The organism is Streptomyces sp. CB02400 (assembly GCF_001905725.1).
Taxonomy (GTDB): domain Bacteria; phylum Actinomycetota; class Actinomycetes; order Streptomycetales; family Streptomycetaceae; genus Streptomyces; species Streptomyces atrovirens.
Genome location: NZ_LIWB01000001.1, coordinates 714,015 through 733,073 on the forward strand (window position 1 = coordinate 714,015; position 19,059 = coordinate 733,073).

15 protein-coding genes and 2 pseudogenes are annotated in these 19,059 nt (G+C 71.7%); 7 read left to right on the forward strand and 10 right to left on the reverse strand.

Going from position 1 to position 19,059, the window contains the following annotated elements:
- The first annotated feature begins 77 nt into the window (after positions 1-77).
- The gene (locus AMK33_RS03000) at positions 78-953 is read left to right on the forward strand and encodes a glycosyltransferase family 2 protein (protein ID WP_073931086.1); all 876 of its coding nucleotides are present in this window, start codon (positions 78-80) and stop codon (positions 951-953) included.
- Entirely contained in the window at positions 950-1,846 is an 897-nt protein-coding gene (locus AMK33_RS03005; RefSeq protein WP_073931087.1) for a glycosyltransferase family 2 protein, read from the forward strand. The genes AMK33_RS03000 and AMK33_RS03005 overlap by 4 nt, the downstream gene beginning before the upstream one ends.
- 189 nt (positions 1,847-2,035) lie before the next feature.
- On the opposite strand, the gene AMK33_RS03010 is transcribed toward AMK33_RS03005, so the two are convergent.
- From AMK33_RS03010 to AMK33_RS03020, 3 genes are read right to left on the reverse strand one after another with little or no spacing between them, the layout of a single operon-like run.
- Positions 2,036-2,236 carry a hypothetical protein gene (locus AMK33_RS03010; protein ID WP_201262949.1) on the reverse strand — a complete coding sequence of 67 codons (201 nt, stop codon included), beginning with the start codon at positions 2,234-2,236 and terminating at the stop codon, positions 2,036-2,038.
- A 52-nt stretch (positions 2,237-2,288) separates the two neighbouring features.
- A complete protein-coding gene (locus AMK33_RS03015; RefSeq protein ID WP_073931089.1) occupies positions 2,289-2,609 on the reverse strand; it encodes a DUF3040 domain-containing protein in 321 nt (106 codons plus the stop codon).
- Between the two features lie 59 nt (positions 2,610-2,668).
- Positions 2,669-3,598: a polysaccharide pyruvyl transferase family protein gene (locus tag AMK33_RS03020; RefSeq protein WP_073931090.1), complete on the reverse strand. Its 930-nt coding sequence runs from the start codon at positions 3,596-3,598 to the stop codon at positions 2,669-2,671.
- Positions 3,599-3,699: 101 nt separating this feature from the next.
- Here AMK33_RS03020 and AMK33_RS03025 point away from each other — a divergent pair, with 101 nt between their 5' ends.
- Positions 3,700-4,794 carry a winged helix DNA-binding domain-containing protein gene (locus AMK33_RS03025; RefSeq protein ID WP_073931091.1) on the forward strand — a complete coding sequence of 365 codons (1,095 nt, stop codon included), beginning with the start codon at positions 3,700-3,702 and terminating at the stop codon, positions 4,792-4,794.
- 101 nt (positions 4,795-4,895) lie between these two features.
- Here the strand turns inward: AMK33_RS03025 and AMK33_RS03030 are convergent, their stop codons facing one another.
- The 3 genes from AMK33_RS03030 to AMK33_RS03040 form a co-directional block, all read right to left on the reverse strand.
- The gene (locus tag AMK33_RS03030; protein ID WP_073931092.1) at positions 4,896-5,690 is read right to left on the reverse strand and encodes a S1 family peptidase; all 795 of its coding nucleotides are present in this window, start codon (positions 5,688-5,690) and stop codon (positions 4,896-4,898) included.
- Between the two features lie 194 nt (positions 5,691-5,884).
- Complete coding sequence (locus AMK33_RS03035; protein WP_073931093.1) at positions 5,885-8,695, reverse strand: helix-turn-helix transcriptional regulator; 2,811 nt, start codon at positions 8,693-8,695, stop codon at positions 5,885-5,887.
- A 156-nt stretch (positions 8,696-8,851) separates the two neighbouring features.
- Positions 8,852-9,685 (reverse strand): helix-turn-helix transcriptional regulator, encoded by an 834-nt coding sequence (locus tag AMK33_RS03040; protein ID WP_107424997.1) that lies wholly within the window; start codon positions 9,683-9,685, stop codon positions 8,852-8,854.
- 151 nt (positions 9,686-9,836) lie between these two features.
- Between AMK33_RS03040 and AMK33_RS03045 the strand changes: the two genes are divergently transcribed.
- The 4 genes and pseudogenes from AMK33_RS03045 to AMK33_RS43565 form a co-directional block, all read left to right on the forward strand.
- Positions 9,837-11,510, forward strand: coding sequence for an AMP-binding protein (locus tag AMK33_RS03045; protein WP_073931095.1), 1,674 nt, complete (start codon positions 9,837-9,839; stop codon positions 11,508-11,510).
- A complete protein-coding gene (locus AMK33_RS03050; RefSeq protein WP_073931096.1) occupies positions 11,507-13,117 on the forward strand; it encodes an AMP-binding protein in 1,611 nt (536 codons plus the stop codon). Before AMK33_RS03045 ends, AMK33_RS03050 begins: the two co-directional genes overlap by 4 nt.
- Positions 13,118-13,298: 181 nt before the next feature.
- Positions 13,299-13,658 carry a hypothetical protein gene (locus AMK33_RS03055; RefSeq protein WP_073931097.1) on the forward strand — a complete coding sequence of 120 codons (360 nt, stop codon included), beginning with the start codon at positions 13,299-13,301 and terminating at the stop codon, positions 13,656-13,658.
- Between the two features lie 216 nt (positions 13,659-13,874).
- Positions 13,875-14,000, forward strand: a pseudogene (locus tag AMK33_RS43565) (IS5 family transposase); the annotation flags it as partial.
- Positions 14,001-14,095: 95 nt separating this feature from the next.
- On the opposite strand, the gene AMK33_RS03065 reads toward AMK33_RS43565, so the two are convergent.
- The 4 genes and pseudogenes from AMK33_RS03065 to AMK33_RS43570 form a co-directional block, all read right to left on the reverse strand.
- On the reverse strand, positions 14,096-14,794 hold the full coding sequence (locus tag AMK33_RS03065; RefSeq protein WP_073931098.1) for a hypothetical protein: 699 nt from the start codon (positions 14,792-14,794) through the stop codon (positions 14,096-14,098).
- Positions 14,794-17,757: a hypothetical protein gene (locus AMK33_RS03070; RefSeq protein ID WP_073931099.1), complete on the reverse strand. Its 2,964-nt coding sequence runs from the start codon at positions 17,755-17,757 to the stop codon at positions 14,794-14,796. Before AMK33_RS03070 ends, AMK33_RS03065 begins: the two co-directional genes overlap by 1 nt.
- 41 nt (positions 17,758-17,798) lie before the next feature.
- Positions 17,799-18,347, reverse strand: coding sequence for a DUF2690 domain-containing protein (locus tag AMK33_RS03075; RefSeq protein WP_158075108.1), 549 nt, complete (start codon positions 18,345-18,347; stop codon positions 17,799-17,801).
- A 433-nt stretch (positions 18,348-18,780) separates the two neighbouring features.
- A pseudogene (locus AMK33_RS43570) lies at positions 18,781-18,891 on the reverse strand (IS5/IS1182 family transposase); the annotation flags it as partial.
- Positions 18,892-19,059 lie beyond the last annotated feature (168 nt).

Below are 19,059 nucleotides of genomic sequence, written 5' to 3' on the forward strand. Positions count from 1 at the left end.
CCGTCCGCAGACTGCGGACGGGTGTTGCCGGGGACCGTCCCCGGTGCAGGGCCGGCCGGCGGAAGGGAGTACGCACCATGACCGATCACCCGCGGCTCGGCGTCGTCATCGCCACCCGTGACCGCTGCGAGCGGCTCGCCGTCACCCTCCGGCAGTTGCGCTCCCTGCCCGAGCGGCCCGAGATCCTCGTCGCCGACAACGCCTCCACCGACGGCACCCGCGCCATGATCGCCCGGGACTTTCCCGAGGTGCGGGTGCTGGCGCTGCCCGTCAACCACGGCGCTCTCGCCCGCAACCACGGGGCCCGCGCCCTCGACACCCCGTACGTGGCGTTCAGCGACGACGACTCCTGGTGGGCGCCCGGTGCCCTCGGCCGGGCGGCCGAGCTGTTCGACGCCCACCCACGGCTCGGCCTGATCGCCGCCCGCACCCTCGTCGGCCCGGCCGCCGCCCCCGACCCGCTCAACGACGTCCTCGCCGGCTCCCCCCTCGGCCCGGCCTCCGATCTCCCCGGCACCCAGGTGCTCGGCTTCCTCGCCTGCGGCGCCGTCGTCCGCCGGCACGCCTACCTCGACGCGGGCGGCTTCCACCGGCTGCTGTTCTTCGGCGGCGAGGAGACCCTGCTCGCCTACGACCTGGCCGCACGCGGCTGGGGCGTCACCCACTGCCCCGACGTCGTCGCCCACCACCACCCGGCCCCCGCGGCCCGCCCCCGCCGCCCGGCGCTCCAGCGCCGCAACGCGGTCCTGACCGCCTGGCTGCGCCGCCCCGTCCCGTACGCCCTCGCCCGCACCGGGGCCCTCGCGGCCGAGGCGCGCGGCGACGACCAGGCCCGGCGCGCCCTGCGGGAGGCCCTCACCCGCCTGCCGGCGGCCCTGCGCGAGCGCAGGCCGCTGCCCCCGCACGTGGAACGGGCCGCCCGTCTGCTGGAGCCGGAGAGGACGACCGCATGACCGACCCCCGTACGACCGTCGTCGTCATCACCCACAACCGGCGCCCCGAACTGCTGCGCACCCTCGCCGAACTCGCCGCCCTTCCCGAGGAGCCGCCGGTGACCGTCACCGACAACGGCTCCACCGACGGCACCGCGGAGGCCGTCGCCCGCCGCCACCCGGACGTCCGCCTGCTGCGCCCCGGCCGCAACCTCGGCGCCGTCGGCCGCAATCTCGCCGTACGGGACGTCCGCACGCCGTACGTCGCCTTCTGCGACGACGACTCCTGGTGGTCGCCCGGCTCCCTCGCCGGTGCCGCCGACCTGCTCGACCGGCACCCCGCGCTCGGCTCGGTCACGGCGCGGATCATCGTCGAACCGGACGGCACCGACGACCCGATCGTCCGCGAACTGCGCGAATCGCCCGTCCCCGGCCCGCCCTGGCTGCCCGGCCCGGCCCTCGGCTCCTTCCTGGCCGCCGCGACCGTCCTGCGCACCGATGCCTTCCGCACCGCGGGCGGCTTCAACCCGCGCCTCTGGCTCGGCGGCGAGGAGGAGCTGCTGGCCGCCGACCTGGCGGCCGACGGCTGGTGGCTCACCTACGCCGATCACCTGACGATCCACCACCAGGCGTCGGCCGCGCGGGACGCCACCCTGCGCCGGATGCACGGCATCCGCAACACCCTGTGGTTCACCTGGCTGCGCCGCCCGGTCCGCCCCGCCCTGCGCCGCACCCTGAACCTGGCCCGTACCGTCCCCCGCGACACCGCCTCCCTGCGCGCCTTCGCCGAAGCCGCCTCCGCCCTGCCCTGGGTCCTGCGCGAACGCCGGGTCCTGCCGTACGAGGTCGAGTCCCGCCTACGCCTCCTGGAACCCACCCAACGCACCTCCACGGCCCGCCGCTACACCGGCTGAGCCGCGCCGCGCGCACCGGGCTCGCGCCGCACCGGCGCTACCGATGCGCACCACCGGGGCTCAACGCCACACCAGCGCCGAGAGGCGCCACGCGCACCGGGCGGCACACGCACCGCCGGCGCCGAGCCGCGCCGCGCACACCGGGGCCCGCCCACCACCAAAGGTGGGCGGGCCCCGGTGTGCGTGGGCTCAGTCCGTGCTCCCCGGGCGTTCGCCCTTGGGGCCGCGGCCGCGGTCCGTGCGGGGGCCGCGGCTGCGCAGGCCCTCGCCCTCCTGCAGTTCCTCGTTGGCGGCCGTGTTGGCGTCCTGGTCGGAGACTCCGGAGTCCTCGGCGTCCTTGCGGAGCCGGGCCCGGCGGGTGTCGTACTTCTTGCTTCCGGGTTCGGGCACGACCATCACCTCCTGCCGCGCCGGGTCCCCGCCGCCCTCGGAGGGCAAACGCTCAGCCGCCGGACCACCGGCACAGCAGCCGGAACACCGCGAAGAGCGTGGGCGGCCACACCGCCGCGAACGCCCAGATCGCCCACGGCGCCGAGGTGACGATGCCGGTCACCATCAGCGCGACGGACACCGCGAGCAGGAACGCCACGGTCCGGCCGCGTGGACGGTAGGACGTGATCCGCGCCAGCAGACGCGTCACGTCGGGTCCCCGGCGGACCCGGAGCGTGCGCAGCCGCCGGGCCAGACGACGGTCGCGGCTGAGCGACCGCTCGATCTCGTCGAGGATGTGCTGTTCGTGATCAGGGAGCCGACCGATGGACACCGTCTCTCCTCCAACGACCGCGAGGGCAAGGACGTCCGGGTGCCCGGGAGCCGTCCGGCCTAACCGGCGCCGGCGCGCGACGCCAGCACCGCCACCAGCCGGTCCGCCCCGTCCGGCACCCGCCCCTCGCGGAACGCGTCGCGCATCTGCCGGGCGGCCACCCGGCCCGAGGTCAGACACCAGTCCCACCACCGCTCCAGCCGGCGCGCGTCCACCTGCTCGGCGGCGAGCAGCGCGGGCCAGCCGCAGGCCCTGGCCTGCGCGGTCACCTTCGCGCCGCCGGCCACCGGGTCCACCGCCAGCACCGGCGTGCCGACCCGCAGCGCCAGCACCAGCCCGTGCAGCCGGTCGGTGACGACCAGGTCGAGCCGGGCCAGCACCGACTGCACCTGCGCCGGCGTCGCGCTCAGATGCCAGTCACGGGTGTCCAGCCGGGTCTCCAACTCCAGCCGGGCACAGTCCTTCCCGGCCAGCCAGCGCGTCACCTGCTCCGCGACCTGCCCGTGCCGCCGCTGCTCCCCGTACTCCTGCTGCCCGTGGGTGAGGACCACCCCGACCACGGGCCGCGCGGGCACCGCCGGGGCGCGGGCCGCCAGGTCCTCGGACGGCTCGCTGCCGGGGGCGTCCCGCGCCAGCACGCGGTGGAAGCCGGTCACGGCCGCGTCGCCCGGGTCGATCACCGACGTCCCCACGGCGATCCGCACACAGTGCGCGAAGCGCCGGTGCAGCTCCTCGACCTGCGGCCCGTGCAGCGGCCCGCACACGAACACCAGGTGCGAGTAGTCGCCGGGCCGTACGTCGTCGAAGTGCGGCGCCTCCGGCCGGAACCCGGGGCTCCATACGACGTCGTACGCCATCCCGGCGCCCCGCAGCACCTCCTCCACGCGGCGCAGCGCCAGCACGTCCCCGGCGGTCGCCTCCCCGTCGCGGAAGCTGAACCACCCGGTCAGCAGGATCCTTCGCGGTCCTGATCGCTCTCGTCCGTACACAGTGCGCACCGAGTGCCCCGCTCCGGCGGGAGGCAATCAGCACCGCACGCCGGCGGCCATCGGGGACAGAATCTGACCGCGATGGCCGCTAGCGTGCGGGTATGACGACGACGAAGCAGGTGCTCGGCACACGGGCGCTGAACCGGGCCACCCTCGCACGGCAACTGCTGCTGCGCCGCTCACCGAAGTCCGCCGAGGACGCGGTCGGGCATCTCGTCGGTCTCCAGGCGCAGAACGTCAAGCCGCCCTACTACGCGCTCGCCGCCCGCCTCGACGGCTTCACGCCCGAGGCGCTGTCCCGGCCGATGGCCGGCCGCGCGGTCGCCCGCATCGTCACCATGCGCTCGACCATCCACACCCACACCGCCCGCGACTGCCTCACCCTGCGGCCCCTGGTGCAGCCCGCCCGCGACCGCGAGCTGAACCAGTTCCGCAAGGGGCTCACGGGCGTCGACCTGGACCGGCTCGCCGCCCTCGCCCGGGAACTCGTCGAGGCCGAACCGCGCACCATGAAGCAGTTGCGCGAGGCCCTGCTGAAGGAGTGGCCCGACGCCGACCCGCAGTCCCTCTCCGTCGCCGCCCGCTGCAAGCTCCCCCTCGTGCAGATCACCCCGCGCGGACTGTGGGGCCGCAGCGGCCAGGTCACGCTCACCACCGCCGAGCACTGGCTGGGCAGGCCCGCCGAGCCGGCGCCGGCGCCGGACGCCACAGTGCTGCGCTACCTCGCCGCCTTCGGACCGGCCTCCGTGAAGGACATGCAGACCTGGGCCGGACTGACCAGGCTGCGCGAGGCCTTCGAACGCCTCCGCCCGGACCTCGTCACCTTCCGCGACGAAGCCGGCGTCGAGCTCTTCGACCTCCCGGACGCGCCCCGCCCAGGCCCGGACACCCCCGCCCCGCCCCGCTTCCTGCCCGAGTTCGACAACCTGCTCCTCTCCCACGCCGACCGCACCCGCGTCGTACCGTCCGAGTACCGGGGCCGCCACTGGCAGGGCAACATCGCCTACCGCACCCTCCTCGTCGACGGGTTCCTGGCGGGGCTGTGGCGGCTGGACGAACACGCCCTCGTCATCGAGCCGTTCGGCCGGCTCGACGGGCAACGGCGGGAAGAGGTCGTCGCGGAGGGGGAGCGGATGCTCCACGTGATGCACCCGGGGACGGCGTACGACATCCGCTTCGGGACCGTACGGGAGTGAACGCGGGCATGGAGAGGGGGCGTTGCGGGCTGCTCGTGGAAGCCCGCAACGCCCCCTGGTTTGCCACCTGAGGGGTACTCAGGAATCCATGGGGGTGTCCCTCACCCGCCGACCTGTGCCGTCACGTCCGCGGAGAACGTGGTCAGCCGGGTGTAGACGCCCGGGTAGCCGGCCGCCGCGCAGCCGTCGCCCCAGGAGGTGATCCCCGCCAGCCGGCCACCGATCAGCAGCGGTCCGCCGCTGTCGCCCTGACAGGTGTCCACCCCGCCCGAGGAGTAGCCGGCGCACACCATGTCGCTCCGCACGTACCGGCCGCCGTAGGAGCCGCGGCAGCTCGTGTCGGAGACGGTCGGCACGGTCGCGGTGCGCAGCTGGTTCGAGGAGCTGCCGCCGGAGGAGGTGGTGCCCCAGCCGATGATGCGGGTGGTCGTGCCGGCCGCGTACACCGAGGTGTCGGAGGAGGACACGTAGGGCGCCGTGGCGTACGGCATCGGCGTCGACAGGGTCAGCACGGCCACGTCGTCGCCCCGGGTGACGGTTCTGTAGTCGGGGTGGATCCATATCCCGCTGACCCTGGCGACCGTGCCGTTGGTGCCGTTGAGGTAGGTGCGCCCGCCGACCACCCGCACGCTGCGCGTGGTCTCGCCGGCCATGCAGTGCGCGGCCGTGACCACCTTGGTGGGCGAGACGAGGGTGCCGCCGCAGAACTGGTTCTGCGAGGCGTCGGTGATCTGCATCATGAACGGGTACGCGGACGTCGTGGTCGTCGTACCACCGACGATCGGCTGCGGGGCGGCGACGGCGGAGGAGGGGGCGGCGATCAGCGCCGTCGCGGCGGCGGCAGCGGTGGCCGCGCAGACGGCGGCGGCCTTCTTGGCACGGGTGAGCCCGGACATGGGTCTCCTCACGGGACGGCCGGTGGGGGATCGCGCGGGGTGGGGGTCGAGCACGAGGGCCTCGGGACAGGCCCCCGTGTGCCCGGCGAGCGGCACGCCGTTACGCTACGGCCCGGAGCGCGATCGTCCCAATGAGGGAACCCCCTAAGGGAGTTGGGGCAGGGAAAACCCTCGGTTGCCCGGCGGGTCCGGCGCTACTTCGTGCGACGGCCCGCCGCCAGCCGGACGATGTCGACCCGTGAACGGATCCCCAGCTTGCGGTAGACCCGGGTGAGGGTCGCCTCGACGGTCTTGACGCTGATGAACAGACGCCCGGCGATCTCCCGGTTGGTGGCGCCCTCCATCACCAGCGCGGCGACCTGCCGTTCCATCGCGGCCAGCCCGTCCAGGGCGCCCGGCGTGGCGGCGGGCACGGTCTCCGCCTCCGTGGGGCCGGCGGCCACGGCCCGCTCCACCTGGCGCAGCCACGGCAGCGCACGGCAGCGCCGGAACAGCCGGGCGGCCTCGTCGTACACCGCCGGCGCCGGGCCCCGCCCGCGCAGCCGGGCCAGCGCGAAGGCGGCCCGCGCCTCCTCCAGGCCGTACCCCAGCCCGGCGAGCCGCTCCTGCGCCGACGCCAACTGCTCGTGCGCCGCCTGGTGTTCACCGCGTGCCGCGCGCACCAGCGCCTCGGCGCGGTCGAGCACCGCGAGGACACTCGCGCGGTTCAGGCGCAGCGCGTGCACACGGGTGACGTCGATGAGTTCCTGCGCCTCGCCGGGCTCACCGATCCGCACCAGTGCCTCGGCGAGGTCGCCCTGCCAGCGGCCCCGCGCCGGGTCGCTGACGCCCATGCCGTGCTCCAGCTCCCGCACCCGGCGCAGCGAACGGACCGCGGCCTGCGCGTCCCCCGCCACCAACTGGGCGTACCCGAGGGCGGCCAGGGCGAGGGAGAGGTACAACTGGTCGCCGTCCACCTCGGCGTGGTCCGACGCCTCGCGAGCCAGTGCCAGCGCCCGCTCCACGTCCCCGCCCGACGCCTCCGCGAGCGAGGCGAGCGTGGCCGAGGCGCTCTCGCCGATCCCGGAGTCCCGGGCCAGCCGCAGGCTCTCGCGGGCCAGGTCCAGGGCCCGGCCGCAGTGCCCGAAACGCAGTTCGGTGTCGGCGAGCAGCCGCGAGAAGTGCACCTCGCTCTCCACCATGCCGCGCCGCCGCGCCTCCCGCAGCAGCGCCGTGACGGCCGTACGGGCCTCCGGCAACTGGTCGCTCATCAGCAGCCAGCGGAACCTCGCCATCGCGGCGCCGTTGTGGTGGCAGGCCACATCGGGGTCCTGGGGCTCCTGGAGCGCCCGCTGGATGGTCGAGGGGGCGTCGGGGTGGCCCATCAAAGTCTCGGTGGACGACTGGAAGGCCAGCGCCATCAGCTCGGTGCGCCGGTCGCCGCCCCGTGCGGCCAGCTCCGCGGCGTGCGCGGCCTCCTGACGGGACTTGGCGAAGTCGCCGTCCACCACCACCTCCCGCCAGGCGAGCTGGTAGTGGACCAGGGCCAGCAGCCGGGGGTCGTCGCCGGCGTCGGCCAGCACCTGCGGGAACACGGCGTCGACCTCGCCGAGCGCCTGCCCGGCCGCCTCGATGACCACCATCCACGCCCGCACCCGCTCGGCCGGCACCGTCGCCCGGGTCAGCACCTCGCGCGCTATGTCCCGGGCCAGGTCGACCTCGCCGGCGGTGATCGCGTCCTCGGCGGCCTGGAGCCGCCGCTCGTCGGGGCCGGGAGCGCCGTCGGCCGGGGTGTGCCGGGCGGCGAGCAGCCCGAGCGAGGCCGCGACCGAGGGCGCCCCCCGGTCCCGGGCCAGCGCGGCGGCCTCCGCGAGCCGGGCCGCCACCTCCGGGTCGGGGCCGGTGGCGGCCAGCGCCAGGTGCCGGGCCCGCTCGATGGGGTCGGAGGCCGCCGTGGACAGCGCCGTGTGCACGGCCCGCCGCTCCCGCGCCGGGGCCTCCGCGTACAGGGCGGCCGAGATCAGCGGATGCGCGAACCGCAGCGCCGGCTCCTCGTGGTCCGTCGCCAGCAGGCCCAGCGCGGCGGCCTGCGCCGTCTCCGCCTCGGCGTTCTCCCGGCCGGCCGCGTGCAGCAGCGCCAGGGTGGGGCGGGCGCCCGCGCTGGCCACCAGCAGGGTGCGGCGCGCCTCGTCCGACAGCATCTCCAGGCGGCTCAGCACCAGGGCCCGCAGCGAGGTCGGCACCGGCAGCGGCTCGCCCGGTCTGGGCCGGGTGGGGCTCTCGGCGAGGGCGCGGCCCAGTTCGAGGGCGAACAGCGGGTTGCCGCCGCTGGTGCGGTGGATGTCACGGGCCGTGGAGCGGGACAGAGCGGTGTAGCCGCGGTGGTCGAGGAGCGCGGACACCTGGGTCCGGGAGAACGGGCCCAGCCGCACCGCGAGCGTGTCCGGCGGGCAGGCGCGCAGATGACGGTCGTACTCCTCGCCGTCCGTGCGCACCGCGCACAGCATCCGCACCGGACTGTCGCCGAGCCGCCGGGCGGCGAAGCCGAGGAGTTCGGCACTGGCGGAATCCAGCCACTGGAGGTCGTCGGCGACGATGAGGACCGGACCCTCGGCGGCCAGCGCCCGCAGCATGGACAGCACCGCGAGACGCAGCGCGAGGCCGTCCCGCTGGAGGCTGGACTCGCCGCGCCCGGTGAGGGCCGACTCCAGGGCGGTGCGCTGGGCGGCGGGCAGCCGGGCGGACACCTTGTCGAGGACCAGACCGAACAGATCGGCCAGCGCCAGGAACGGAAGATGGGATTCGGACTCCGTGGCGGAGCAGCGCAACACCGTCCCCGTCGCACCGGCGTTTTCCGCCGCGAGTGCCCGCAGCACGGTCGACTTTCCTATTCCCGCGGGGCCGTGCAACAGCACGCTGCCCCCACGGGCGAGCTGCTCCCGTGCCTCGGAGTACAGCTCCTCCCGGCCTATGACCAGGTCGGGGCGGCTCCTGGCAGGCTCCTTGAAGTCCCGTCGCACGGTCACCGCTCCCCTCCGTGTGGCGTGTCCTGGCCAATATTAGGCAACAGGCTCCTTAATTCCGGACGGACCGTGTAGTGAGGCAAATTACAGCGGACCGGGCGACGGTGAAATCCAAAGTTGTACCGCTGGTAATACCCGCCTCGGGAAAACACCGCAAACCTACGGCAACCACCCCGCCCGGCGGGCCGCGACCACGGCCTGCCCCCGGGTCCGCACCCCCAGCTTCCGCATCGCCGACCGCAGATACGCCTTGACGGTCTCGGCCGTCACCCCCAGCCGCTCCGCCGCCGCCCCGTTGGTCGCCCCCGCCGCCACACAGGCGAGCACGTCCACCTCCCGGGGCGCGAGCCGCACCGCCGGGGACGGGGCGGTGCCCGCGGTGAGCAGGGCGCACGCGTCGAGCAGCTCGGCCCGCAGCACGGGATCCGCGATCCGCGGCGCCAGCGCCCGCAGCGCCGCGTGCGCCTCCCGCACCTGCTCCCGGGCCGCCCCGGCCACCGGATCGGGCCGCCCCGCCCCCGGACCGGCCGCCGCCACCAGCGTCGCCGCCTCCTCCCGTACCACCAGCGCCTGCTCCACGTCCCGCGCCGCCTGAACGGCCGCGCCGAGCGTGCGGTCGCCCAGCGGGTGCGCCGCGCGCAGGGCGCCGTAGAGCACGGCCCGCACCCGACGCCGTACGACCACGGGCACGGCGACGACGGCGCGCAGGCCCTCGGCGGCGACCGGGAGGTCGTACTCGTGGCTGATCTGCCGCGAGACGGAGTAGTCCGTCACCGCGCACGGCCGGGCCAGCGCCACCGCCTTGCCGCCCAGACCGTTGCCCGAGGTCACCGCGAGCGCGCTCAGCGCGGGCGTCGCGGTGCCGCTCAGCTCGCTGATGCGCACCTGCCGCCGGCCGGGCTCCACCAGTCCGCCGAAGGCGACCGGCAGCCCGGTCGCGCGCCGCAGCCGGGCCAGCGCCCCGCGGATCTCCACCGCGTCGCCCGCCCTCATCGGGTCAGCTGTCACCTGTTCACCCCTTCACCACGACCTCCGCGCGGGCGCACACCCCCGTTCGGGGGTAGTGAGACACGCATCACGGATTACACGATGGGGAAGAGCCGCGCGGCAATGGTCCGGCACGGTCCGGCACGAGGAGGAGCAGATGACGACGGCGACGGAGGCGTTCCGCAGGGCCCGGGACTTCCTGCTGGAACACCGCGAGGACTACGCCACCGCCCACCGGGACTTCGCCTGGCCCCGGCCCGACCGGTTCAACTGGGCGCTCGACTGGTTCGACGTGATCGCGGACGGCAACGACCGCACCGCCCTGCACCTCGTCGAGGAGGACGGCGACGAGACCCGGCTGTCCTTCGCCGACCTGGCCCGCCGCTCCGACCAGGTCGCCAACTGGCTGCGGCAGCGGGGCGTGGCCGCCGAGGACCGGGTGCTGGTGATGCTCGGCAACCAGGCCGAGCTGTGGGAGACCGCCCTGGCCGCGATGAAGCTGCGCGCCGTGGTCATCCCGGCCACCCCGCTGCTCGGCCCCGCCGACCTGCGCGACCGCGTCGACCGGGGCCGCGTCCGCCATGTGATCGCGCGCGCCGCCGACACCGCGAAGTTCGACGAGGTGCCCGGCGACTACACCCGGATCGCGGTGGGGGAGGGGGCCGGTGAGAGCTGGCAGCCGTACACGGACGCCTACGGCGCCGCCGAGCACTTCGCGCCCGACGGGCCCACCCTCTCCGACGACCCCCTGATGCTGTACTTCACCTCCGGCACCACCGCCCGCCCCAAGCTGGTCGAGCACACCCACACCTCGTACCCGGTCGGCCATCTGGCGACCATGTACTGGATCGGCCTGCGCCCCGGTGACGTGCACCTCAACATCTCCTCGCCCGGCTGGGCCAAGCACGCCTGGTCCAATCTGTTCGCCCCGTGGAACGCCGAGGCGACCGTCTTCCTGCACAACTACACCCGCTTCGACGCGCCCCGCCTGATGGCCGAGATGGACAAGGCCGGCGTCACCACGTTCTGCGCCCCGCCGACCGTGTGGCGCATGCTCATCCAGTCCGACCTGGGCCGGCTGCGCACCCCGCCCCGCGAGGTCGTAGCCGCCGGTGAGCCGCTCAACCCCGAGGTCATCGAGCAGGTCCGGCGGGCCTGGAACGTCACCATCCGGGACGGCTTCGGCCAGACCGAGACCGCCGTCCAGGTCTCCAACAGCCCCGGCCAGGTCCTCAAGACCGGCTCCATGGGCCGCCCCAGCCCCGGCTACCGCGTCGAACTCCTCGACCCGGTCTCCGGCGCGCCCGGCGCCACCGAGGGCGAGATCGCGCTCGACCTCTCCGACCGTCCGGTGGGCCTGATGACCGGCTACCACGGCGACCCGGACCGTACGGCCGAGGCGATGGCCGGCGGCTACTACCGGACGGGGGACATCGGCTCCCGCGACGAGGACGGATACATCACCTACGTCGGTCGCGCGGACGACGTCTTCAAGGCGAGCGACTACAAGATCAGCCCCTTCGAGCTGGAGAGCGCCCTGCTGGAGCACGAGGCGGTCGCCGAGGCGGCCGTCGTGCCCGCCCCGGACGCGCTGCGGCTGGCCGTGCCCAAGGCGTACATCGTGCTCGCGGAGGGCTGGGAGCCCGGCCCGGACACCGCGAAGGTGCTCTTCGAGCACTCCCGCGAGGCGCTCGCCCCGTACAAGCGGATCCGCCGCCTGGAGTTCGGCGAACTGCCCAAGACGGTCTCCGGCAAGATCCGCCGCATCGAGCTGCGCGAGGCCACGGCCGCCGGCTCCACCGACGAGTACCGCGAGGAGGACTTCCGGTGACCGCACCCCTGTCGTACAGCCACGGCACCAGTACGACCCCACTGCTCGGCGACACCATCGGCGCCAACCTCGGCCGGGCCGTCACCGCGTGGCCCGACCGCGAGGCCCTCGTCGACGTGGAGTCCGGACGGCGCTGGACCTACGCCGAGTTCGGCGCCGCCGTCGACGAGGTGGCGCGCGGACTGCTGGCGAAGGGCATCGAGACGGGCGACCGGGTCGGCATCTGGGCCATCAACTGTCCCGAGTGGGTCCTGGTGCAGTACGCCACCGCCCGCATCGGCGTCATCATGGTGAACATCAACCCGGCCTACCGGGCACACGAGTTGGAGTACGTGCTCAAGCAGTCCGGTATCTCGCTGCTGGTCTCCTCGCTCGCCCACAAGGGCAGCGACTACCGGGCACTGGTGGACCAAGTGCGCGGAGCCTGCCCCGACCTGCGGGAGACCGTCTACATCGGCGACCCGTCCTGGGACGCGCTGACCGAGGGCGCGTCCGCCGTACCGGCCGAGCGACTCGACGCGATCGCCGCCGGGGTGAGCTGCGAAGACCCGGTCAACATCCAGTACACCTCGGGCACGACGGGCTTCCCGAAGGGCGCCACGCTCTCCCACCACAACATCCTCAACAACGGCTACTGGGTGGGCCGTACCGTCGGCTACACCGAGCAGGACCGCGTCTGCCTGCCGGTGCCGTTCTACCACTGCTTCGGCATGGTCATGGGCAACCTGGGCGCCACCTCCCACGGCGCCTGCATCGTCATCCCGGCCCCCTCCTTCGAGCCGAAGGCCACCCTGGAGGCCGTCCAGCGGGAGCGCTGCACCTCGCTCTACGGCGTGCCCACCATGTTCATCGCCGAACTGAACCTGCCCGACTTCGCGTCGTACGACCTCACCTCGCTGCGCACCGGCATCATGGCGGGTTCGCCGTGCCCGGTGGAGGTGATGAAGCGGGTGGTCGCGGAGATGCACATGGAGGAGGTCTCCATCTGCTACGGCATGACCGAGACGTCTCCCGTGTCGCTCCAGACCCGCATGGACGACGACCTGGAACACCGCACCGGCACCGTCGGCCGGGTGCTGCCGCACATCGAGGTCAAGGTCGTCGACCCGGCCACCGGGGTGACCCGACCGCGCGGCACCGCAGGGGAGTTGTGCACCCGCGGCTACAGCGTGATGCTCGGCTACTGGAACGAGCCGGAGAAGACCGCCGAGGCCGTCGACGCGGGCCGCTGGATGCACACCGGGGACCTCGCGGTGATGCGCGAGGACGGCTACGTGGAGATCGTCGGCCGCATCAAGGACATGATCATCCGGGGCGGGGAGAACATCTACCCGCGCGAGGTCGAGGAGTTCCTCTACGCCCACCCGAAGATCGCGGACGTCCAGGTCGTCGGGATCGCGCACGAGCGGTACGGCGAGGAGGTGCTCGCCTGTGTCATCCCGCGCGATCCGGCCGACCCGCTCACCCTGGAGGAACTGCGCGCCTTCTGCGCGGACCGCCTCGCCCACTACAAGATCCCGAGCCGGCTCCAGCTCCTCGACACCTTCCCGATGACGGTGTCCGGGAAGGTGCGCAAGGTGGAGCTGCGGGAGCGGTACGGCAGGTGAGGCCGGGACGGACTCGTACTTCTGAATTACGGGGGTGTTTCACTTACGAGGTGCCTTGCCGGTCGGGGCCGAGAGAAGTGCGGAAACCCTCGTATTCCAGCTCGGCAGGCACTTCTGTGCGTCAGGCCCTCCCCCTTCCGGTCACCGGTCAGTGGGGTCGGGTGGATACAATACGCTTCTGGTGATCTACACAGAAGAGGGCATTGTGAAGAAAGCGCGCATATGTCTCGTGGTGGTGGCGGCCACTCTCATGGCCGCCTCGTGCAGCGGAAGTGATACGTCTGTCGACACGTCCCGCCTGACGGACCGGGAAAAGGAATGGGTCGAGTTTTCCTATGCGCACGAGAAGGACGACGAGATCAAACAGGCGTGGGGAGAACTGACCGCCGAAGGCGTCAAATCCTACCTTGATCAGCAGCGTCCTCGCCTGTGCGGCGACACGGCGTCACTGATGCAGAGCCTGAAGGAAGCGGGCTACGAGGCAGGCGAAATGCAGGAGTACAAGCAGAAGACCGAAGAACTCATCTGCTCGCCCCTGTAGAGCGTCTTGTCCGGGCGGGGCTGTCCGGCGACGCTTCGGTGGCGGGTCGCTGTGAGGCTGTTGAGGCGACAGCGCCCGTATCCCGGCGACCTGTCCGCTGCGGGCTGGGAGCTGATCGGACCCGCGCTCACCGCCTGGCGGGCGGAACGCGGAGGCAAGGGCCTCGACATCGGCTACCGCACCAAAGCCATCGACCACGGCGCCCGCCCCGGCATCGACGTCGAAGTCGTCCAGCGTGAACCAGGAGCCAAAGGCTTCAAAGTGATTCCCCGGCGTTGGGTGGTCGAGCGGACATTCGGCCGGCTCACCCGGGAATCCACCCCGAACCGGCGCGACACCTGAACCTCGAACCGGACAACCCTGCCGGGACAGAACGCCCTTTCGCGGGGTGGAGGTCCCTGCCGGGGACAGCAGGGACCTCCACGTCCGAAAGCCGGTTACTCGCTCTGCGTCACCGCGCCCCCGAGGACTCTCAGCGAGTACTTGTCATACGCCCGGTGCAGAACCATCGTCACCGGCCCCGAGGTGAACACCCCGCTGACAACGTACTCCTTCTTGTTTCCCGTCTCGGCGACCCTTTTCGCATACAGCGAATCGGTCTCCTTCTTCGCCTGCTCGAGCCACGAGGACGCCTTGCTGTGGTCGACTCCCGCCACATCGAGTCCGGTACAGGCGGCGAGGAAGTCGAAACCATCGGATCGGTTCGCGCCGACTCTGCACAGAAGGGACGACATGTTCTCGTGATCGGCGTATCCGGCCGAAACCGTCATCCCGTTCCCGCCGCGTCCGTGGACGTAGGTTCTTTCTTTTCCGTCGGGCATCTCCTGTTCGACGGGTTTGTCCAGCTTCAGCTTCCAGTCCTTCGAGAGCCCGGTGAGGAAGTCCTTACCGGTGTATCCGGCGGCCATCGTGTCCGCCGCGCCGAAGCTGGGCTGCTTGTCGCTGGTCACCGCGTGCTTCGGCAGATCGGCGGCACGTGGTGCGGTCCGCGTCCTGGATGCCTCGGGATGAGGCGCTGCGGCCTTCGAACGGTCGGACGCTGCCGTCGTGGAGTTGCTCTGGCCGCAGGAGGCGGCTCCCGCCGCGCCGATGACGACAGTCATCAGCACGGCGGGAACACGGACGGCGGCGCGCATCACAGGCCACCGTCGACAAGGGCGCACGGGCCGGGATCCGCGTAGTTGAACGGAACGAAGGCGATCGCGTCGAACACCACGTTGTCGTCTCCGGTGCCGCCCTTGTGGATGTTGTCCATCTCGATCCGGCCACCCTTCCAGAAGGTGAAGGTGCCCATCTCGAACCAGGTGTCCTTCCCCGCGCTGCGGGTTCCCTGGTTGACATTGCAGTAGTCGGGTTTGGCGCCCGCCGTGTTGTCACCCGGGATGAAGTCGTAGCGGACGACCGCTTCCGCTCCGTGGGCGGGCAGGTGGACGTAGACCTTGTAGCGCTGGCCGGGCTGGTCTCCGGAGGGGAGCTTGGCCTGGTTGACCTGCCACCGGCCGGTGACCCTGTGGAAGGGCTCGGTGTATTCGTAGCTGTGCGTGAAGTAGACGTGGTGGTCGTACCCGGCGCCGAGCTGGTGGAGGTCGATGCCGGCGATGTAGGGGGTCGCACGGAACGAGCCGTCGTCCCTCTGCATGGTGAAGTTGTCGCCGACCTGGAGGGTGAACTTGCCGTCGTCGGCTGCCTCGAAGTCCCCGCACCCGTAGGTGTCCTCGTGCTCTCCGAGGTTGTCGACGATGATGGCACCGGTGTAGACGCTCGGGTGGTCGATGCACGGGCCGTGACCGTACTTGCTCTGGAGTGCGGGCTCTCCCGAGCCGAGCGAGTAGCTGAGCTTCTCGGTGGTGGAGTTACTGGTGCTCTGCGAGCTGCCCATCCAGTTCACCGAGCCGTCCCAGCGGCACTGCTCGTCCCAGCTCGGGCACGGGTCGGCCGCGTCCGGGTCGCACGCGTTGATGCCGGGGTCGCAGAACAGGTCGTGCGGGGCGTCCGTGATGCGGCCGAGCGGCATGTTCGGCTCGGAGTACGACTCTTCCCCGTTCCAGGTCAGCTGCGGGGTCTCGGCCCAGCCGAGGACCTTTTCCTGGTAACTCCATTCGCTGGGGGTGGAGGCGTCCTCATAGCTGTCGCGCAGGAACAGGTGCCGGTCGGCGGGGTAGCTCGGGTTGACCGGGTTGTTGAAGAAGCCCAGACCGACGGAGCCGGAGGTGTAGACGCCGGAGTTGTAGCCCCACAGCGCCGTGTACCAGTTCTCGAGGTAGGCCGGGCTGCCGTTGTTGGTGTTCATGCCCAGCGCCTTGAGCTGGTTCCACTTCTCGGCCAGGATCTCCAGACCGGCGGCGATGTTCGCCGCGTAGTCGGTGGTGATGGCGCCGGCGCGCAGGGCGTCGTACTGCGTGGAGTGCTCCCAGGACATGCCGGTCGTCACCTGGGCGATGCCGTAGCCGCAGTCGGCCTTGGACCGGTCGGGGTAGTAGTGGATGCCGTTCTCGTTGCCGAACCAGTCCGACCTGGTGACGTTGCCCGAGTCACCGTTCATGGAGTGCCAGGAGGCCTGCTTGAAGTTGGACTCCTGGGCGAGGATGCCCAGCATGACCTGTGCGGGAATCTCGCCTCCGCCGGTCAGTTTCGGCTTGGGGAACAGGCCCTGCGGGGTGTAGGCGGCAAGCCCGGTGTCGTGCCAGTTCTGCGGGCGGGTGATTGTCAGAGTGCCGTGAACGGCCTGGTCGACCGCCCACTCGACCTGGTTCGCGCTGGCCTGGAGAGCCTGGCGCTTGGGGTCGTTGCGCTTGACGATGCAGGGGGTTTCCATCTGCCCGATCAAGCCGTAGTGGTCCACACCGGATCCGGACAGGCACTGTGATTCCGGCCCGCCCTCGCCGCAGGTGGGAGGATCGTCGTCATCGGCCGTGACGAACGCGGCCGGGTCCATCGGCAGCGAGGTGTCCGGCTTCGGCCGCCTGCGGTCGGCGTCGACGAGCGTGGTGGCCTTCGCGCCGGTCTTGAGCGCGGTCGCCTTGACGGTCAGTGTTCCGGCGCCCTGCTTCGAGGCGGAGCCGATGCGGGTGGTGAGGCCCTTCATCTGCTCGGAGAACACCGAGTGGGTCACCAGGTGACGGTGGCGGGAGATTCCGGTCACGCGTCCGTCCACGGCGTGCTTGAAGAGCCCCGGGGCGTCGCTGGTGTCGATTCCCTTCACCTGCCCGACGACCGCGGCGCCGTCGGCCACGGGGAGGAGTTCGACCTTCCCCTTGGGGGCTCGGCCCAGTTCGGTGAAGTCCTTGCCGTTGAAGCGGGAGATGACGCTGCTCTTGCCGTCGACCGTGCCGATGTCCACGGTCCCGTTCTTCGAGGCGGTCAGCGCGAACATCGGGCCGGGCACCGCGGCGAGCTTGCGGGCGGACAGCTTCTTGCCGTCGCCCTTGAGGTCGACGAGGTTGCCGTCGAGCACGCCGAACGTGCCCTTCCGAGTGGGCGTGACATGGGTCAGGAAACCCTTGACCGTGCGGCGGGAGGACACCGCTCCGGTGGCCGCGTCGACCGATATGACCGTCGTCGAGCCGACGGACTCGTCGGTGGCCGAACTGGAGGTGAACGCCACCTCGTCGCCCGCTCCACAGCCCGGCGTGAAGTACGCCAGCTGTACCCGCTCGGGAACCTCGGTGACCTTGCCGTCGGAGAGACGGATCACCGCGGCGAACGCGCCTCTCGCGTACGCGCCGGGCTCGTTGGACCACATCGACGGGGCGTACACCGCTGCCGCGTAGTTCCCCGACCCCGTGGTACAGACGTAGCCCGTCCACGGGCCGACGTCCGACAGCTCCTTGCGGTTGAGGCGGGCGATCTCATAGAAGGAGAACGCGTCGCTCTCCCTCGCCGCGAGGATGTGCAGTCCCTCGGCGTCGCCGGTGGCCTGCACGATGGCGTCCGACGAAGAGGTGTAACCGGATCCCAGTTCCTTGCCGGGTGTGGAGAACAGACTGGGCGCCGTGTCGTCCGCGGCGGCAGGGGCCGTCTGCACCGTGGTGTCCGAGGAAACCAGCGGGACCGCGACCGCGGACGCCGCCACCAAGCTCAGAGCCATCAGCGGGTTCATGGAGAAATATCTCCTGAGACCTCTTATACGCATAATCTTCCTCACAGCCAATCCGTACAACTGCCGTGGGTGGTCGGGAGGCTCGCGTCGACCGGTTTGTCCGATGTGGCGGTGGGGTTGTTGATGATGTACTTCAGCGGCTCGGGGTCGTATTGCGTGTGGACGTCGTTCCAGCACGCCTTCGCTGTCGTGGTCTTCCAGTTCTGCATCACGGTGTAGTCGCCCGCCACGCCGTCGGGCAGCGGGCCCGACGCGGTGGACCGCTGAATGCCGCCGTCAGGATCACGTGTCGACCACAGCGTCAGGTACACGTAGTCGGGCGACGTGTCGAGATCGCGTGAGACCTTCGCCCATACGCCCTGACATTGCGGTGACCACATCAGCCGCACCACGACCGACGCATCCGGCTCGGCCACCTGCTGAAGAATCTCGGCGTCGTCGTCACACCCCATCTGAACGGGGTCCTTGCCCGAACAGGTGGCCCGCCAGCAGTCGGCTGCGGCTGCCGGTGACGCCTGGATTCCCTGGAAGGCTCCGGCCAGCAGCGTCAGGGCAGCCGCCGACAGCCCCCATTTACGTATGCCTTGCACACATATCACCTCAGATTTTTCTTCTCCGTGCCGCATCGAGCGCAGCATGTCCTGCCGTTTGTGTATTGATGTGACGCCGAGTTGATCGATGCATGGTGCACTCGGTCGCACGCCGCCCACAGGTTGCCCATCAAGATCCCGTAAGAAAACCCAAGCCGGTAAAGGGTTGATCAAGTTATTCGCGGACGGCGGGAGGTTGTTGCATTTCCCGACGTGATGGCTCTGTTTCCCGTAGTCGGAGGTGATTTCAGTGGTCCTGCGACAGGGATGGCCCGTTGAGCCTTTTGCCCTCTCGCGCCGGAGCGGGGTGAAGGGCGAGGGCCGCCTTCACCGTGCCCGTGGTCCTGTTGGTGCCGCAGCGGAGCCCGCGCGGAGTCGCCGGCCTTTGAGCGTGGCCGTGACCTGCCCACCGGCGCGCCGGATCCTGGCGTGAGCGGTGTTGCGTCCCCGTCAGGTCGTGCGTCGTGCCGGGCAGCGCGGGCGATGCCCGCAGCAGTCTGCCGAGCGGGCCGTCCAGGACCCGGACGTTCACGCCGTGGTGCCGCTTCCAGCCGGAGGAACAGGGCCGGGTCCGCGGCGACCCCGAGACCGAACCCGGCCGCGAGCTGCGCACAGGTGTCACCGCACCGCAGGCGGGCCGGGGCGAGCGGGGCTCGACGCCCTGCGGTCGGCCGCCGCCGGCGGGCGGACGCGTGGAGCTCCTGGCGGGACA

Bases quoted from the DNA above. Each gene is read 5' to 3' on its own strand.
- AMK33_RS03000 (WP_073931086.1), top strand. From the start codon at position 78: ATGACCGATCACCCGCGGCTCGGCGTCGTCATCGCCACCCGTGACCGC.
- AMK33_RS03005 (WP_073931087.1), top strand. From the start codon at position 950: ATGACCGACCCCCGTACGACCGTCGTCGTCATCACCCACAACCGGCGC.
- AMK33_RS03025 (WP_073931091.1), top strand. From the start codon at position 3,700: ATGACGACGACGAAGCAGGTGCTCGGCACACGGGCGCTGAACCGGGCC.
- AMK33_RS03030 (WP_073931092.1), bottom strand. From the start codon at position 5,690: ATGTCCGGGCTCACCCGTGCCAAGAAGGCCGCCGCCGTCTGCGCGGCC.
- AMK33_RS03040 (WP_107424997.1), bottom strand. From the start codon at position 9,685: ATGAGGGCGGGCGACGCGGTGGAGATCCGCGGGGCGCTGGCCCGGCTG.
- AMK33_RS03045 (WP_073931095.1), top strand. From the start codon at position 9,837: ATGACGACGGCGACGGAGGCGTTCCGCAGGGCCCGGGACTTCCTGCTG.
- AMK33_RS03065 (WP_073931098.1), bottom strand. From the start codon at position 14,794: ATGCGCGCCGCCGTCCGTGTTCCCGCCGTGCTGATGACTGTCGTCATC.
- AMK33_RS03070 (WP_073931099.1), bottom strand. From the start codon at position 17,757: ATGAACCCGCTGATGGCTCTGAGCTTGGTGGCGGCGTCCGCGGTCGCG.